This is a genomic window from Porphyrobacter sp. THAI-01a, assembly GCF_056868655.1.
This window is the reverse complement of record NZ_CP180579.1, coordinates 3,198,474-3,214,220: the sequence shown is the minus strand read 5'-3', so window position 1 is coordinate 3,214,220 and position 15,747 is coordinate 3,198,474. Positions and strand designations below refer to the sequence as shown.

The 15,747-nt window shown below is 68.9% G+C and carries 16 protein-coding genes; 7 read left to right on the top strand and 9 right to left on the bottom strand.

All coding sequences use genetic code 11. The annotated features are described in order from the left end of the window. Positions 1 to 34: 34 nt before the first annotated feature. The 3 genes from ACMX37_RS15540 to xseA are packed head-to-tail and all read right to left on the bottom strand — an operon-like array spanning position 35 to position 2,777. Positions 35 to 1,066, bottom strand: coding sequence for an esterase-like activity of phytase family protein (locus ACMX37_RS15540; protein WP_483146795.1), 1,032 nt, complete (start codon positions 1,064 to 1,066; stop codon positions 35 to 37). A 13-nt stretch (positions 1,067 to 1,079) separates the two neighbouring features. Beyond that, positions 1,080 to 1,283: a DUF2093 domain-containing protein gene (locus tag ACMX37_RS15535; protein ID WP_088913005.1), complete on the bottom strand. Its 204-nt coding sequence runs from the start codon at positions 1,281 to 1,283 to the stop codon at positions 1,080 to 1,082. 24 nt (positions 1,284 to 1,307) lie between these two features. After that, on the bottom strand, positions 1,308 to 2,777 hold the full coding sequence (xseA, locus tag ACMX37_RS15530; protein WP_483146794.1) for an exodeoxyribonuclease VII large subunit: 1,470 nt from the start codon (positions 2,775 to 2,777) through the stop codon (positions 1,308 to 1,310). Between xseA and purD the strand changes: the two genes are divergently transcribed. Continuing rightward, a complete protein-coding gene (gene purD, locus ACMX37_RS15525) occupies positions 2,776 to 4,056 on the top strand; it encodes a phosphoribosylamine--glycine ligase (protein WP_483146793.1) in 1,281 nt (426 codons plus the stop codon). The two genes, xseA and purD, sit on opposite strands and share 2 nt — an antisense overlap. Here purD and ACMX37_RS15520 read toward each other — a convergent pair. Further along, positions 4,053 to 4,556, bottom strand: coding sequence for an MGMT family protein (locus ACMX37_RS15520; protein ID WP_483146792.1), 504 nt, complete (start codon positions 4,554 to 4,556; stop codon positions 4,053 to 4,055). The genes purD and ACMX37_RS15520 overlap by 4 nt on opposite strands. A gap of 78 nt (positions 4,557 to 4,634) precedes the next feature. Continuing rightward, positions 4,635 to 6,248: an AMP-binding protein gene (locus tag ACMX37_RS15515; protein ID WP_483146791.1), complete on the bottom strand. Its 1,614-nt coding sequence runs from the start codon at positions 6,246 to 6,248 to the stop codon at positions 4,635 to 4,637. Positions 6,249 to 6,382: 134 nt separating this feature from the next. Between ACMX37_RS15515 and ACMX37_RS15510 the strand changes: the two genes are divergently transcribed. Then, the gene (locus ACMX37_RS15510; protein ID WP_483146790.1) at positions 6,383 to 7,192 is read left to right on the top strand and encodes a helix-turn-helix transcriptional regulator; all 810 of its coding nucleotides are present in this window, start codon (positions 6,383 to 6,385) and stop codon (positions 7,190 to 7,192) included. Between the two features lie 200 nt (positions 7,193 to 7,392). On the opposite strand, the gene ACMX37_RS15505 is transcribed toward ACMX37_RS15510, so the two are convergent. Next, positions 7,393 to 7,929, bottom strand: a complete 537-nt coding sequence (locus ACMX37_RS15505; protein ID WP_483146789.1) for a VOC family protein — start codon at positions 7,927 to 7,929, stop codon at positions 7,393 to 7,395. Positions 7,930 to 8,055: 126 nt separating this feature from the next. On the opposite strand from ACMX37_RS15505, the gene ACMX37_RS15500 reads away from it, so the two are divergent. The 4 genes from ACMX37_RS15500 (at position 8,056) to ACMX37_RS15485 (ending at position 11,694) form a co-directional block, all read left to right on the top strand. Continuing rightward, a complete protein-coding gene (locus tag ACMX37_RS15500; protein ID WP_483146788.1) occupies positions 8,056 to 9,483 on the top strand; it encodes an aromatic ring-hydroxylating oxygenase subunit alpha in 1,428 nt (475 codons plus the stop codon). Between the two features lie 125 nt (positions 9,484 to 9,608). Continuing rightward, positions 9,609 to 10,364: an SDR family NAD(P)-dependent oxidoreductase gene (locus ACMX37_RS15495; protein WP_483146787.1), complete on the top strand. Its 756-nt coding sequence runs from the start codon at positions 9,609 to 9,611 to the stop codon at positions 10,362 to 10,364. Then, on the top strand, positions 10,364 to 11,161 hold the full coding sequence (locus tag ACMX37_RS15490) for a sugar phosphate isomerase/epimerase family protein (protein ID WP_483146786.1): 798 nt from the start codon (positions 10,364 to 10,366) through the stop codon (positions 11,159 to 11,161). The genes ACMX37_RS15495 and ACMX37_RS15490 overlap by 1 nt, the downstream gene beginning before the upstream one ends. Next, the gene (locus tag ACMX37_RS15485) at positions 11,158 to 11,694 is read left to right on the top strand and encodes a VOC family protein (protein WP_483146785.1); all 537 of its coding nucleotides are present in this window, start codon (positions 11,158 to 11,160) and stop codon (positions 11,692 to 11,694) included. Before ACMX37_RS15490 ends, ACMX37_RS15485 begins: the two co-directional genes overlap by 4 nt. A 4-nt stretch (positions 11,695 to 11,698) precedes the next feature. Here the strand turns inward: ACMX37_RS15485 and ACMX37_RS15480 are convergent, their stop codons facing one another. From ACMX37_RS15480 to nadB, 3 genes are all read right to left on the bottom strand, one after another. After that, a complete protein-coding gene (locus tag ACMX37_RS15480) occupies positions 11,699 to 12,598 on the bottom strand; it encodes an alpha/beta fold hydrolase (protein WP_483146784.1) in 900 nt (299 codons plus the stop codon). Between the two features lie 34 nt (positions 12,599 to 12,632). Continuing rightward, on the bottom strand, positions 12,633 to 13,556 hold the full coding sequence (locus ACMX37_RS15475) for a TraB/GumN family protein (protein ID WP_483146783.1): 924 nt from the start codon (positions 13,554 to 13,556) through the stop codon (positions 12,633 to 12,635). Positions 13,557 to 13,737: 181 nt separating this feature from the next. Beyond that, the gene (gene nadB, locus ACMX37_RS15470) at positions 13,738 to 15,354 is read right to left on the bottom strand and encodes an L-aspartate oxidase (protein WP_483146782.1); all 1,617 of its coding nucleotides are present in this window, start codon (positions 15,352 to 15,354) and stop codon (positions 13,738 to 13,740) included. 211 nt (positions 15,355 to 15,565) lie between these two features. Between nadB and ACMX37_RS15465 the strand changes: the two genes are divergently transcribed. Further along, positions 15,566 to 15,745 (top strand): hypothetical protein, encoded by a 180-nt coding sequence (locus ACMX37_RS15465; protein ID WP_483146781.1) that lies wholly within the window; start codon positions 15,566 to 15,568, stop codon positions 15,743 to 15,745. The last annotated feature ends 2 nt before the right edge of the window (positions 15,746 to 15,747 follow it).

The window sequence follows — 15,747 nt, the reverse complement described above, 5'->3', positions numbered from 1 at the left end:
CGAGGAAGCGTCCGGATCTCCGGGCGCTTTTTCGTTATGGGATGGCCGTGCTGTCCCAGTCGAAGCGCGCCAGCAGCGTGCGCTGGAAGATCGAGAAGTTGTCGTCCGAGATCAGCCAGATGCTTCCGCGCGAGGGGTCGGCGGCCAAGGGAACATAGGCGATCCCCTCGAAATTGTCGGCCAGAATTCCGTCGTGCATGTGCGCGATGACGCGCGCCTCCCACGCGCCGCCGGCGCGGATTGTGCGCGGATCGGCGATCGCGATCGCGGTGTTGAACGTCGCCGGGATGCTGAAATTGACCAGTCTGAGGAGGATCAGCACCCGCCCGTCGGGTAGCTGGGTGGCATCGACCGGATCGAAATAGGGCGAGCCGCGAAACCGGAAGGCCAGCGGCGGCGCTCCGCCTTCGGCCGGATCGCCGGGATACAGCAGCGCCTCGTGCAATCTGCGGTCGCCGCGGATATTGCCCTCGGCAATCATCAGGAAGCGCCCGTCGGCGAGCCGCTCCATCGTCTCGGGCCCGCTGTTGGGGCTCCATTCCGCGATGTCCCGCGGGGCGTGGATGCTGCGCCGGCCCTGCGGGGGCAAGCGCATGACGAGGTTGTCATACTCGAACGCCGCCCACAGCGTGCCTGTCGCCGGGTCGCGCGCGAGCGCCTCAAGATCGACGAATTCCTTTCGCCCCCGGGTGCTGACCCCGACGAAGCGGAAACTGCCCGGGACGGGGCGGGGCGCCTCGCCCGCCAGATCGATATCGAGCAGGAAGCCGCGGTCGCTCCCCGCGATCATCGCGGGACCCTCGCCCGCCACGAGCGCGGAAAAGCCGCCGAAAAAGCCGTGCTCGGATGTCAGCTCCCACAGGCCGTCAGGCGGGCCGAGCGCGCCTGTCACCAGCCCCTGCACCTCCCGCGGCGTGACGGTGATCTGCGCCGGATCGGAGCGCATCTGGCCCGGGGCGCGCAGGAAGGTGCCCGGTGCGAGCGCCAGCGCCACCACGGCAAGCAGGAACAGGCGCAGCGCCCGCACGTGCCCGGTGCGCCGCGCGCGGGGGGCCTCGGGGCTCATCGATGCGCTGGGATCAGGCGAGGCCGAGCAGGCGGCGCGTGGCGATCTCGGGCGAGGCGTAGGCCTCCTGCCGCTCGGCGCTCCAGTAGCGCAGTTCGGGCAGCGGGATCGCCTCGCCCGTCACCGCGCAGAGCACGTGGCTCCCCGGGCGCAGCACCCGGAAGCTGGAGGGGCCGTAGTAGAGCTTGGCGACCTTGTCGGAGGGAGTCATCAGCATGGGCCCCCTGATAGCACCGAGCGGCTAACCGAACAAATCATCTTGGGCGGGCGGGGCTGCGGATTTCGCGGGCTTGCGGGGCGGAGGCGCGGGCGGGGGCGGGGCTGCGCCCTCCGGCACGGCGGCGAGCGTCCCGTCGCGCCATTGCAGGAGGAGGCGCGTCTCGCCTGCGGCTTCGGCGCGGGCGGTGAGCGCCCGGCCCCCGGCATCGCGGATGATCGCATAGCCGCGCTCCAGCGGCTTTTCGGGATGGAGCTGGCTCATTACCCGGGTGAGCGCCGCGAGGCGATGCGCGCCCTCGCGCAGCGGCCGCTCGACCAGCGCCGGGGCAAGCCGTGCGCCCGCAAGCCGCCGCTGCGCCTCGGCGGCGCTGCGCGAGAGCAGGCTCGGGGAGAGGCGCGCGGCGACCCCGGCGAGGCGCTCGCGCCCCTTCGCCGAACGGTCGCCGAGCGCACGGCGCAGGCGTTCCGACAACTCGTCGAGCCGCTGGGCCTGAGGTGCGAGCAGGTTCTCGGGCCGGGGCAGCAGCCGCACGCGCGCGGCGAGCCTCTCGCGGCCCAGCTCGACCGGGCGATAGACGGCGCGGCGCTGGCGCTGGGCAAGGTCGGCGAGGGTGAAAGCGAGGTCGGCGCGCACCGGCACGGCCATCTCGGCAGCGGCGGTCGGCGTCGGCGCGCGGCGGTCGGCGGCGAAATCGGCGAGCGTGGTGTCGGTCTCGTGCCCCACGGCGCTGATGACGGGGATGGTGCATTCGGCGATGGCGCGCACCACCGCTTCCTCGTTGAAGCTCCACAGGTCCTCGATCGACCCACCCCCGCGCGCGACGATCACCACGTCGGGTCGCGGAACCGGGCCGCCGGGCTGGAGTGCGGAGAACCCGCGCACCGCCGCCGCCACCTGCTCGGCGGCGCCCTGCCCCTGCACCAGGACCGGCCACACGAGGACGTGGCTGGGAAAGCGGTCGGCGAGGCGGTGGAGGATGTCGCGGATCACCGCGCCCGTCGGCGAGGTGACGACGCCGATCACGCGCGGCAGGAAGGGCAGTGCCCGCTTACGCTCCGCCGCGAACAGGCCTTCGGCCGCGAGCCGCGCGCGGGTCTTCTCGAGCAGCGCCAGCAGCGCGCCCTCTCCCGCCAGTTCGAGGCTGTCGATCACGATCTGGTATTTCGAGCGCCCGGGATAGGTGGTGAGCTTGCCGGTGGCGATCACCTCGAGCCCGTCCTCCGCGCGGAAATTGAGGCGGGCGGCGTTGCCCTTCCACATCACCCCGTCAATCACCGCGCCTTCATCCTTCAGGGCGCAGTAGAAGTGCCCCGAGGCGGCGCGCTTCACCCCCGACAGCTCGCCGCGCAGGCGCACGAAGCCGAAGCGATCCTCGACCGTGCGCTTGAGCAGCGCGGATATCTCGCTGATCGTGAGCGGCTGGGCGTTGTCCCCCTGCCGCTCGCGGGCTACGAGCCCCGCATCGTCATCACTGTTCGGCGGAGGCGCCATGAATATCCTGCTGCTTGGTTCGGGAGGCCGCGAACATGCGCTGGCATGGAAGCTGGCGCAATCCCCGAGCCTGACAAAGCTCTATGCCGCCCCCGGAAATCCAGGCATCGCCGGGGAGGCCGAGGTGGTGGCGCTGGAGCTGACGGATCATGCCGCCGTGATCGCCTTCTGCGCCGACAAGGCCATCGGTCTTGTCGTGATCGGCCCCGAGGCGCCGCTGGTCGACGGGCTGTCGGATTCGCTGCGCGCCGCAAGCGTGCCGGTGTTCGGCCCCTCCAAGGCTGCCGCGCAGCTCGAGGGCTCCAAGGGCTTCACCAAGGACCTGTGCGCCCGTGCGGGCATTCCCACGGCGGGTTACGTGCGCACGTCCTCGCTGGAAGAGGCCCGCGCCGCCCTCTCCCGCTTCGCCGCGCCCTATGTGCTCAAGGCCGATGGCCTCGCGGCGGGCAAGGGCGTCGTGATCGCCGGAACGCTCGCCGAGGCCGAGGCCGCGCTTGCCGACATGTTCGGCGGGGCCTTCGGCGCGGCGGGTGCGGAAGTGGTGATCGAGGAGTTCATGGAAGGCGAGGAGGCGAGCTTCTTCGCCCTTACCGACGGCACCGCGATCGTCCCCTTCGGCTCGGCGCAGGATCACAAGCGCGTCGGCGACGGCGACACCGGACCCAACACCGGCGGTATGGGCGCCTATTCCCCCGCCCCGGTGCTCACCCCCGAATTGCAGGCCCGCGTCATGGCCGAGATCATCGAACCTACGGTGCGGACGATGCGCGCGGACGGGGTGCCCTATCAGGGCGTGCTCTATGCCGGCCTGATGCTGACGCCCGAGGGGCCGAAGCTGATCGAATACAACGCCCGCTTCGGCGATCCCGAATGCCAGGTGCTGATGATGCGGCTTGAGAGCGATCTCGCCGCGATCATGCTCGCCTGTGCGCAAGGCAGCCTCGAAGGGACCCGTGTCGCCTTCCGCGACGAGACTGCGCTGACCGTGGTCATGGCGGCGAAGGGCTATCCCGGCACGCCCGAGAAGGGCGGCGCGATCGACCTTTGCTCCGCCGAGGCCGAGGGAGCCAAGGTCTTCCATGCCGGCACCGCGCTGAAGGAGGGCGCGCTGGTGGCGAACGGCGGGCGGGTGCTCAACGTGACGGCGACCGGCGCGAGCGTCACCGAGGCGCAGGCCAGGGCCTATGCCGCCGTCGATGCGATCACCTTCCCCACCGGCTTCTGCCGCCGCGACATCGGCCAGAAGGAAGTTGCCCGCGAGGCGGCCCGCAAGGCCTAGCTGGCCTCGCGTTCCTCGATGGGGTCGCGGGGCGCGCGGTCCGCGTAGTCGAATACCGCAGGCTTGCGCCGCAGCGGGGAGACGCGCACGCCTTCGGCCTCGAGCAGCGCCTGCTGGGCCTCGGTGCCGCCGGGGTATTTGGGGTTGAGGAAGCCGCCCTTCTTCAGCACCCGCCACCACGGGGTCAGCTCCTCCTCGGGCAGGAAGGCGCGCTGTTCCTCGGCGGCGCGGGCGGCCATGTTGAGGAAGATCGCGGTCGAGACCGGGCAGGCGACCGCCACCTTGTGCCGCCGCGCGAGGGCGGCGCGCAGGTCGTCGAGCGTCACGATCTCCCCCGCCGCGAGGGTGCGGACCAGCGCGTTCACCTCGACCGGGCTGGAGACCACCATCGCCCCGCCATCTGCCTCGCGGTAGCCGGGGGCACCGGGCGGGATCATGTGGACGATATGCGGCTCGCGCCCGCTGTTGAGGTGATCGAGGGCGGTCTTGCGCTTTGCCATGGGGCACTGCTTCTCCTGATTCGCCCGCGGTTTATCGTGTGCGGGGGCATGGGAGAATAAGAGCGGTTTGTTCCCGCTTTACCCCGCCGCCGCGTCGGCCAGCGCCTGCGCCGTGCGGTAATCGGGCTTGCCGTTGTTGAGCCTGAGCGACCGGTCGGTGAGGATGTAGAGCCGCGGGATCTTGTAGCCCGCCAGCCCCGCGCGGGCATGGGCGTCGAGCGCCGTCTCGTCGATTACGCCCTCGGGCTGCACCACGGCGACGACCTTGCGCCCGAAGCGCGGGTCGGGAAGGCTCACCACCCGCACGTCCTTCACTGCCGGGTGATCGAGCAGCACCGCCTCGACCTCCTCGGGAAAGACCTTCTCGCCGCCGGTGTTGATGCACATGTTGTCGCGGCCGATGAATTCGAGGCTGCCGTCCGCCGCCCAGCGCGCGCGGTCGCCGGTCATCAGCCAGCGCTGGCCGCCGATCACGGGGAAGGTCTGCGCGTTCTTCGCGTCCTCGCCGAGGTAGCCCAGCGGCAGCGGCCCGGTGCGCGCGACGATGCCGATGCCGTCGGTGCCGGGGTGGATCTCGTTCAGATGCTCGTCGAACAGCTTCGTGTCGCGCCCCGGGAGGGGCTGGAACTTGCCCCCGCCGGTGGAGCCAGCCGCGGTGGTGATGACGATCCCCGTGCCCGAGCTTTCCGAGGAGCCGAGCGCATCGACGATCATCAGCGCCGGGTGATGCGCGATCAGCCGCTGCTTGAGCGCGGGCGAGAACACCGCGCCCGAGGAGGTGATGCTCCGCAGCGAAGCCAGCGCCTCGGCCCCGTCGCCCCGCGCGTCCAGCCGGTCGGCGAGGGGAAGCGCGAAGGCGTCACCGACGATGAAGATGCCGCGCGCGCCGAGCCGCTTCACCTCGTCCAGCGCAAGGTCGGCGTCGAACTTCGGGGCGGGCAGAAGCGCGAGCGTGCCGCCCTTCAGCAGGTGGATCAGCGCGGTGAACTGCCCCGCTCCGTGCATCAGCGGGGAGAGCAGCAGCAGCGGCGAGGTGCTCGCCGGATGCTCCGGCCCGATCCGCTCCGCCTCGGCGACCTGCTCCGCAAGGCTCCCGGCGACCAGCGGCGGGCTGCCGGGCGGGCGCTGCCACACCCCGATGTTGAATGCGCCCCAGGCCTGATCCATCGGCCACATCACCGCCTTGGGCATGCCCGTGGTGCCGCCGGTGGCGGTGAGGAACAGCGCCTCCGGGTCATCATGCGGCGCAAAGCCGTCGGGCAGGAGCGTCGCGCACAGCGCGGCCCAGTCGCCGCTCCCGACGTCCACCGTCAGGGTGCCGTCGGGCATGGCCTCGCGTCCGAGGTCGGCGAAATCGCTCTCGGCGAACAGCGCCTTCAGGCCGAAGCGGGTGAAGATGTCGGCCAGTTCCCGCGCCTTGTAGTGGTAGTTGACGTTGACCGGCACCACCCCCGCCTTGGCGCAGCCGAACCAAGCGAGCAGGTATTCGGGCGTGTTGCGCAGCATCTGTCCGGCGATGTCGCCCGGCTTCAACCCGCGGGCGACCAGCCCCGCCGCGATCCGGTCGGTCAGCGCGTCGAGCTCGCCCCAGGTCACCACCCGTTCGCCGTGGACCAGCGCGGGCCGCTCCGCCGGTATCGCCGCCGCCAGCGCCTTCAGCACAACCCCGAAATTCGCACCTGCAAACTTCATATGCCGCCTTTCTCCTCGTCATTTTCGCTAGCCCCTGCCACGCCGCGCTTCCCCTAGGTAAATGATGAGGACTTTGCCGGATCTTGCGCTAGACTGGACCGGCGGGAGAAAAATGGAGAGGAGCGAGGCTGACAATGGCCCATAATGTTGTCGAGCTGCGGACACCGCAAGGCCGCGAATCCCTTGAGCAATTGCTCGAATCCGTCACCATCACCTGCCCCGAGGACATCCACGATGCCGCCGTCGCCCTGGCGCGAATCGCGCAGGAGCGGGGGATGCAGATCGCGGTATGCGATGACATCTCCTCCAAGGAGCCGATGGTCGATGCCGAGGGCACGATCCTCAATGCCGACATCTTCCGCTGGCTCGACGACGGCGCCCGCTGGTGGGAGGATCACCGGCTGGCGCTACACTCGCCGCTGCCGCGCGCCTGCCGCTACGAAAGCGAGCCCTTCTGGGTGAACCGCCACGGTTTCAACACCCGCTGGCGCAACCATTACCTCGCCGAGATTGACCTCAACGATTTCGAGCGTCGCGCGCTGTGCAAGGCGGCGATCGTGATCCCCGTCCACCTGCCCTTCGGCCAGATCAGCGCCTCGAGCTTCATCAGCTGCGACCGCGAAAAGGAGGACCTCACCGCCGAATTCGCCGAATATGGCGCGCTCTTCGCGATGGTGACGCGGTGCTTCGTCGCAGGCTACGTCCAGGCCCATCGCACCAAGCGGCGGATCCCTTCGGACTGCGTGCTTTCGAAGCGCGAGGTCGAGTGCCTGCGCTGGGCGGCGATCGGCAAGACCGACAAGGAGATCAGCATGATCCTCAACCGGTCGCATGCCACGATCCGCTACCACATCCACCGCGCCGGCGAGAAGCTGGACAGCGTCAACCGCGCGCAGACGATCTTCAAGGCCGGGCAGCTGGGCTATCTGGGGGCGTCCGATTAGCGCAGCCGCCTCCGCGGCTGCGTCCTCGGTGAGTCTTTGTTGCCCTACCGCTTCGCTACTTGAGGGCACGCTTCCTTCGCTTCGCTACGGGGCACCTGCGGCTCGCGCGCGTGCGCCCGCGGCGCTGCGGGCCGATATTGTGCTATCGTGTCTCGTCATTGCGAGCGCAGCGGCTTCGCCGCTCGCAATGGCGAGAGAAGCTAACTCAGCTTCCGCAGCGGCTCCGAGCCGTCCCAGCCGATCCCTGCCGCCTTGATCATCCCGAACAGGTCCGGGCCGTCCTTGGCCTGCTGCAATATCTCCACCAGCGTCCCCGGCCCCGTGCCGGGATCGACATAGATCACCCGGCTCGTCCCGAAGGTCCCCTCGATCACCACTTCCGCGCCGGCCTCCTCGCACACCCGGCGGGCCTCGGCGATGTCGTCGACCAGGATGCACACGTGGTGCAGCCCGTTGCCGGTGGAGCCATATTCACCGCGATAGATCGAGGGGTGGTCGTCACGCGGGCGGATCAGTTCGATCTGGATATCGCCCCAATAGGCCAGCGCGAGGTCGAACACGGCCTCGGTCGGCTGGCCCCGATACTTCATGCCTTCGAGGTGGATGCCCTCGATCACGAAGAACGGCCCGACCCCCATCGTTTCCGTCCAGTGCCTCACCGCCGCGTCGAAATCCTGCGGCACGAAAGCGAGCTGCATCACCTCGCCCAGCGACGCGATTTTCCCCGCAACAGCCATGTTCCTCTCCAATCCGATAGGGTGACCCCTTGTCCAAGCTGTGTGATATTCCCCGCACGTGACACTGCACAAAGTGCGAGGGACAAGGGACGGGGGCAAACCCCGGCAAGAGGACGCTTCAGGCTCATGAACGAAATCAAGGACATCGCCCGCGCTGACCGCTGCCCGGGGATCAGCTACACCGACATGCTGAACGGCGACACCCGCCGCCCGCCCGACTACCTCTTCGAGGAATCGCATATCGAGATGGGCGACGATCCGCTCCCCGTGGCGCCTTACATTTCCGAGGACTTCGCCCGCCTGGAGCGCGAGAAGATGTGGCCCAACGTCTGGCTCTTCGCCGCGCGCGAGGACGAGATGCCGGACCCGGGCGACACGGTCGTCTTCGACATCGCCGGCAAGAGCTTCCTGCTGATCCGCCAGAAGGACGGCAGCGTGAAGGCCTTTTACAACGCCTGCCTCCATCGCGGCCGCAAGCTGCGCACCGAGGGCGGCCAGTCGGTCCAGCTGCGCTGCCCCTTCCACGGCTTCACCTGGCGCAATGACGGGTCCTTGAAGGAAATCCCCTGTTCGTGGGACTTCAAGCACCTCGAAGGCAAGGACATGGACCTGCCGCAGGCCCGCGTCGAGCTGTGGCAGGGCTTCGTGATGCTGACCGAGAACCACGCCCTGCCCGATTTCAAGACCTGGCTTGGTCCGGCCGCATCGCATTACGAGCGATATGATTTCGCAAACCGCTACACCGGCATGTGGGTGCAGAAGAAGATCCCGGCCAACTGGAAGGCCACCGCCGAGGCCTTCATGGAGGCCTGGCACTCGATCACCACCCACCCGCAGCTGCTCGCCTTCCTCGGCGATGCTAACACCCGCTACGACCTGATCGGCGACCACTTCAACCGCGCGATCACGCCCTCGGGGGTGCTCAGCCCGCACGTGAAGGGCAAGAACTCGGACTACGTGCTCGAGAAGATGAACGAGTTCTCGGGCGGGCAGGACGCGCGCACCAACCGCCGTTTCTCGGCGACCGAAAGCCCGGCCGAGGGCTACGACGCCGACGATCCGCTCGGCGCGCGCAAGATCCTCGCCGAGGCAGGCCGCAAGGGGTTCGCGGAGCAGTACGGCTACGATTATTCGGACGCCGCCGACACCGAGATCCTCGACAACTTCACCTACAACATCTTCCCCAATTTCGCGCCGTGGATCGGCTTCCTGCCGACGCTGGTCTACCGCTGGCTGCCCGGCGACACGCCCGACTGGTGCATCATGGAGATTCGCCTGCTGTTCCCCACCCCCAAGGGACAGCCGCGGCCGCGCGCGGTGGAAATGACCTACATTCCCGACGACGAGCCCTTCGCATGGGCGGCCGACAAGATGGGCCCGCAGCTCGCCAACGTTTTCGATCAGGACATGGCGAACCTGCCCTATGTGCAGGAAGGCATGAAGGCGATGAAGGACGGGCTGATGGAGCTCGGCCACTACCAGGACAGCCGCGTGCGGCATTTCCAGACGACGCTGATGAAATACGTGAACGGGGAGCTGCCTGCTGCCTCCTGACACCCTTCGTCATTGCGAGCGCAGCGAAGCAATCCATGAGCCAAGGGTTCCGCACGCGGGACGGTCAGACGATGGATTGCTTCGTCGCCTCCGGCTCCTCGCAATGACGAAAGCATGAGAGACCCATGAGCTTCTCCTTCGACCTCACCGGGCGCACGGCGCTCGTCACCGGCGCGTCCTCGGGCCTCGGCACCCGCTTCGGGCGTATCCTTGCGGCAAGTGGCGCGCGGGTGGCGCTGGGCGCGCGGCGGGCGGACCGGCTGGCGGCGCTCGCTGCCGAGATCGGGCCCCCCGCCGCCGCGGTCACGATGGACGTGGCGCGCGAGGCCGACATCGTCGCGGGCTTCGATGCCGCCGAGGCCGCGTTCGGCGGCCCCGTCGATACCGTCATCGCCAATGCCGGGGTCGACGGTGCCGGCATGGCGACCACCATTGCCGAGGAGGAGATCGAGGCCACGCTCGCGATCAACCTCAAGGGCGCGATCCTCACCGCCCGCGAAGGCGCGAAGCGGATGATGGCGCAGGGTGTCACCGGCGGGCGGATCGTCCTGATCGCCTCGATCACCGCCTTCGAGCCCTCCCCCGGCCTCGTCGCCTATGCTGCCAGCAAGGCCGGCGTGGTGCAGGCGGGCCGCACCCTGGCGCGCGAATGGGCGCGGGCGGGGATCAACGTCAACACCGTCTCCCCCGGCTACATCCGCACCGCGATCAACGATGCGTGGTTCGACACCGACGGCGGCCGGAAGCAGATCGCCCGTTTCCCCAAGCGCCGGCTGATGGGCGAGGAGGGGCTGGACGCCATGATCCTGTTCCTGTGCTCGGACGCGAGCGAGTTCGTGACGGGGACGGACTTCGTGCTCGACGACGGCCAGACGTTGTGATGGGCCGCCGCCTGATCTCGCTCGCCGCCGGGATCATGCCGGAAGCGACCCCTTCGCAACTCGTCGAATGCGCCGCCGCTGCCGATTTCGACTTCGGCGGGATGTGGGTGGAGCAGGACAGCTGGACCCCCGCCACCACCCGCGCCATCCGCCAGCAGGCGCGAGATGCGGGCGTCAACCTGCTCGATGTCGAGGTCGCCTGGATCAAGCCCGGCGCGCCCGACCCGTGGCTCGCCGAACTGGTCGACATCGCGGCGGAGCTGGGCGCAAGAAACCTCCTCTGCGTATCGAGCGACCCCGACATGGCCGCCACCACCGCCAAGTTCCAGACGCTCGTCACCCGCGCGGCGGGCACCGGGGTCAGGGTCAATCTCGAATTCGGCATCTTCACCGAGGTGAAGACCATCCACATGGCTCGCGCCGTGCTGGAGGCGGTCGAGGGCGAGGCCAAGGCGCTGCTGGTCGACACGCTGCACTGGGCGCGCTCCGGGGGGACCGCCGAAGACCTGAAGGCGATCCCGCGCGAATGGCTCAGCTACTGCCAGCCCTGCGACGCGCCCGCCGAGGGGCCGGACACGAGCGACTTCGACGCGATCATCGACGATGCGATCAACCGCCGCCTGCCCCTGGGGCAGGGCGGGCTTGCGCTTGCGGCAATGCTGGACGCGCTCCCCGATCACCTGCCGCTGGCAATCGAGGAACGCAGCGCCGCGCTGCGCGACGCCTTCCCCGATCTCGCCGAACGCGCCCGCGAATGCGCCCGCACCTCGCTCCTGTGGCTGGACGGTCAAGGGTGAGCAACCTTCCCGTCACGCTCGTCCAGACGGCCTATCTGGTGCGCGATCTCGAGGAAGGCTGCGCCGCGCTTAACCGCGCCTATGGCTGGGGGCCGTTCCTCGGCGGGACCGAAGGCGTGCTGGCCGACCACACCTATCGCGGGGAGCCTGCCGCCCCGATCCGCATCCGAGGCGTCTTCGTCCAGACCGGCGCCATCAACGTGGAGGTGATCGAGGTTGTCTCCGGCGCGCCGAGCGCCTTCCACGAGATGCTGCGCGCCGACGGCCAGCCGGTGCTGCACCACTGCGCGACCTTCGCCGCCGACTACGAGGGCACGCGCGACCATCTGGTGGCGCAGGGCTATCCGGTGGTCAGCGAGTTCGGCTTCGCCGGGCGGCGCATCTGCTATGTCGACACGCGCCCGCTGCTCGGCTTCATGACCGAGGTCTATCCCGAACTGCCGGTAATCCGCGCGATGTATGCCGAGACGGTCGAGGCTGCCGCGGCGCGGCCAGGCGATCCGGCGATCACCCCCTTCACCACCCCGCGCTGACGCCTCAGCCGCCGCGCGCGTGGCCTGCGATCTCGGCGGCGAGGCGCGGGACGAGCGGGATCGGCAGGTCGTGTCCCCAGCCGGGGATCGTCACCAGCCGGCTACCGGAAATGTGCCGCGCGGTGTCCTCGCCGGCAGCGAGCCTGACCAGCGGATCGGCCTCGCCGTGCAGCACCAGCGTCGGCGTGCGCACCTCGGCGAGGCGGGTGCGGCGGCAGCCGTCGTCGATGATCGCGGCGAGCTGGCGCGGCAGGCCGGGCGGATAGACCGAGCGCCGCACGCCCCGCAGCACGCGCTCGCGCTGGCGGGCCTCGTCAAAGGGGAATTCGGGGCTGTCGGGCGTGCCGATGTTGCGGATGATGTTGAGGCCGTGCGCGACCAGCGTGTCCTCGTCCATGCCCTTGAGCGGCGCGGTCAGCGCATTGATCGCGGCAGGCTCGGCCTGGGGGAGCTTGCCGTTGCCAGTGGTCGACATGATCGAGGTCAGCGTCATCAGCCGGTCGGGGTGATGCACCGCCATCAGCTGCGCGATCATCCCGCCCATCGAGGCGCCGACCACGTGGGCGCGTGCGATCCCCAGCGCGTCGAGCAGGCCGATCCCGTCGTCGGCCATGTCCTTCAGGGTGTAGGGGACCTTCGCCGGGAAGCCGATCTTCTTGCGCAGGACCTGGATGGCGGGGGAGGGCGCGCGGGCGCCTTCCATCTTCTGGCTGAGGCCGATGTCGCGGTTGTCGTAGCGGATGACGCGGAAGCCCTCGCCGACCAGCGCCTCGACCAGCTCGTCGGGCCACAGGGTCATCTGCGCGCCGAGGCCCATGACCAGCAGGATCACCTCGGCCTGGCGGTCGCCCTGCTCCTCGTAGAAAAGTTCGATGCCGGTGTTGGGGGTGATGACGGTGGGCATGGGGCGGCTTGGTCCTCTCGCGCGGCCCCGGCGGTCACTTCCACGGGGGTCCGGCGATATCGAAGCCGCGCGCGTCCAATTGGTCAAGCACCCCGCCTCCTTCCGCCAACACCCTGAGCGGCACGACGGCCAGCGTGGTGCCCTTGGCGGCGCTCGCCTCGGCGATCCGGTCGACCCAGATGGTCCTGAGTTCGCTGCCCAAAGTCTCGTCCGCCCAGGGCCAGCACTGGCCAAGCGCGCTTTCGAGCGGGTTGCCCATCACGGCCGGGATCTTGAAGCGCCGCCAGTTCGCGGCGCGCTCCTCGACGATCTGCGGCCCCGCCTCGACCGCGTCCATCGCCGCGACGAGGCAGGGGACGTGCGCTTGCGGGGACGCCTCGAACAGGTTGTCGATCACGTCCTCGCCCCTGAGGGTCGCGGCGCGGGTGATGGTGACATCGGCCTTCTCGGCGGCGTCCTTCACGACGTCCGAGGCGTCGCGCGCGGTGTCGCGGTTGAAGCGCAGCTCCTCGCGCAGCATTCGGAAGGAGGTGAGGAGGAAGGACTGGCGCGTATAATCCTTCCTGTGCGCGGCGGCGAGGGTTTCGAGCCGCTGGAGCTGGGCTGCGTCGAGGTAATCGGAGGCCACGGTCCTGTCGGGCAGCTTGGTGAGCTTGCCGCCGGAGAACATGAGCCGGAAGACGTCGCCCGGGGAGATTCTGGGCCGCGCGCCGAGGATCACGCGGTCGGCGGCCTTGGTGGCCTCCTCGAGCCGCGCGGGCTCCCACGGGGTGGTCTTCGGGATCGCCCGGATCTCGCCGACGAGGATGACGGTGCCGGTGGGCGTCTCGACAATCCACATCGGCGCGCCCGAGCGCTGGGCGGTGACGACGATGGCGTTTTCCTCGGAAGGCTGCTGCGCGGCGAGCGGGGCGGTAGCGAGAGCCCCAAGGGACAAGGAAATCAGCAGCTTCTTCATCGTGCGCCCCTTCGATGCGAAATTTGGCACATCGCTAGAGCGCCGAGCCTGAACGCTGGCCGAACTTGCCTCCCCCGTTCGTGCTGAGCCTGTCGAAGCACTGCCTTTTTCTTCAGTGGCCGCTGAAGCCAAAGTGGAGGACGGCCCTTCGACAAGCTCAGGGCGAACGGAAACAGGTTGCCTAAGGCACCAGCACCGTATCCTTTGCCTCGTCCGCAAGCTCGGGGTAGTCAAGCGTGTAGTGCAGCCCCCGGCTCTCTTTCCGCCGGAGCGCGGACTGCACGATCAGCTCGGCCGATTGCAGCAGATTGCGCAGTTCAATCAGGTCGGTCGTCACCCGGAAGGCGCCGTAGTAATCCTCGACCTCGCGCTTCAGCAGCTCGATGCGGCTCGCGGCGCGCTCCAGCCGCTTGGTGGTGCGCACGATGCCGACGTAGTTCCACATGAAGCGGCGGATTTCGGTCCAGTTCTGCTTGATGACGACTTCCTCGTCGGAGTCGGTCACGCGGCTTTCGTCCCACGGGAGGATCGCGGGCGGCGCCTCCAGGGTGTCCCACAGCGCGAGTATGTCCCGCGCCGCCGCCTCGCCGAAGACGAAGCATTCGAGGAGAGAGTTGGACGCGAGCCGGTTTGCGCCGTGCAGGCCGCTCTCGGTGCACTCGCCCGCCGCCCACAGGCCCGGAATGTCGGTGCGGGCGTTGAGATCCACCACCACGCCCCCGCAGGTGTAGTGCTGCGCGGGGACGACCGGGATCGGCTGCTTCGTCATGTCGATCCCGAGGCCCATCAGCTTGTCGTGGATGGTCGGGAAATGCCCGCGCACGAAACCCGGGTCTTCATGGCTGATGTCGAGATGGACGTAGTCGAGGCCGAAGCGCTTGATCTCGGCATCGATCGCGCGGGCCACCACGTCGCGGGGGGCCAGCTCCATCCGCTCCGGATCGTAGAAGGTCATGAACCGCTTGCCGGTGCGCGGGTTGACCAGCCGGCCGCCCTCGCCGCGCACGGCCTCGGTGATGAGGAAGTTCTTGGTCTCGAGGTGGTAGAGGCAGGTCGGGTGGAACTGCATCATCTCCATGTTGGAGACCCGCGCCCCCGCGCGCCAGGCCATCGCGATGCCGTCACCGGTCGCGCCACGCGGGGCGGTGGAGAACTGGTAGACGCGCCCGGCCCCGCCGCTGGCGAGGATCGTGGCGCGGGCGAGGTGGCGCTCGACATGCCCGGTCGCCTCGTCGAGGGCATAGACGCCCCATACGCGGCCCGCGGCCGAGAAGTGCTCGCGGTGGCGGTCGGTGATGAAGTCGATGCAGGTCCGCCCGGGCAGCAGGGTGATGTTGGGATTGGCCTCCGCCGCGCGCAGCAGCGCCGCCTGCACCGCCCAGCCGGTTGCGTCGTCGACATGGACGATGCGACGGTGCGAATGGCCGCCTTCGCGGGTGAGGTGCAGGGCTTCGGCCTCGCGGTTGAAGGGCACGCCCAGTTCGCACAGCCGGTCGATGGAGCGCGGCGCGCGCTCGATCACGAATTCCACGGTCGCAAGGTCGTTCAATCCGGCACCCGCCACCATCGTGTCGCGGATGTGATCCTCGAAGGTGTCGCCCGCATCGAGCACCGCGGCAATGCCGCCCTGCGCCCAGGCGGTCGAGCCGCCGGTGAGCGAGCCCTTGGCCAGCACCAGCACCCGGCACTTCTCCGCCAGCGCCAGCGCCGCCGTCAGCCCCGCTGCTCCCGAACCGATCACCAGCACGTCGTGCGCGGGGGTGTCGCCGGGTGATCGCAATGCCTTGTCCATCGCCATGACCGCGCCATGGCGCGGAAGCGGAAAACGGGCAAGGGTGATCAAAAAATGTCGTTTGATTTACTTCAAAACGAGATAAGTATTTCCACGGGTCGCCGGGCTCCTGCCCGACCGTTTGGCGCACCTGTATCCAGAGTGTCCAAAGGACGCATGGACGCGGGCGCGCATGATGTCTTCAGGTGCAAACCGGCATTAAAGGCGACCTCTCCGCATGGCCTACCTCTGGTTCTTCGGTTGTCTCATCAACCAGCACGAGCCCCGCCGCCGCGATATCACGTGGGACGGGCTCACCTTCGTCGGGAACTGCCGTCACTGCGGCAGGCCTATCGCGCGCAACGGCCAGCGCGACTGGCGCCTGCGCAAGACGGATGTCGAGACCGACGGGGCCTGAAT